This window comes from Pseudomonas sp. YuFO8, from assembly GCF_035065025.1.
Classification (GTDB): Bacteria; Pseudomonadota; Gammaproteobacteria; order Pseudomonadales; family Pseudomonadaceae; genus Aquipseudomonas; species Aquipseudomonas putida_AE.
Genome location: NZ_JAXDEQ010000109.1, coordinates 1 through 526, shown reverse-complemented (window position 1 = coordinate 526; position 526 = coordinate 1). Strand labels below are relative to the sequence as shown.

The following is a 526-nucleotide window of genomic DNA, read 5'->3' as shown; positions in this document are numbered from 1 at the left end:
AGCTGACCAAGTCGGCGAATACGCAGTATTCGTTGGTGGAGCGGTTCAACCGCTGATTGATGCTGGCTGATACAGAACCCGGACAGTGAAAGCTTCCGGGTTTTTTGTTGCATCAGTGAAAGCCAAGTTGCCTGACAGGGCCTCTTCGCTGGCAAGCCAGCTCCTACAGTGGTTTGCGGTGTTGATGAATTCGCGTTACGCCTCAAATCATTGTAGGAGCTGGCTTGCCAGCGAAGAGGCCATGACTACCGGCGAGAATCTCACCGAAGAAATTCGGCCACCTGATTCGCCGCAACCGCCAGATCCTGGGCATGCGTAAACCCCGAAACCTTCAACGACTTCACATCATGATTCGTCGCCACCAGCCAAGCGGCACTGGCGGACCAGACTTCGGAACAGGCGCAGAATTCGGCGCTGCTGAGTGAAGAGCTGACCAAGTCGGCGAATACGCAGTATTCGTTGGTGGAGCGGTTCAACCGCTGATTGATGCTGGCTGATACAGAACCCGGACAGTGAAAGCTTCCGG

General features: G+C 55.1%; 1 pseudogene. It reads left to right on the top strand.

Annotated elements, in window-relative coordinates:
• Positions 1-375 precede the first annotated feature (375 nt).
• Positions 376-483, top strand: a pseudogene (locus tag SOP95_RS32325) (methyl-accepting chemotaxis protein); the annotation flags it as partial.
• Between the last annotated feature and the right edge of the window lie 43 nt (positions 484-526).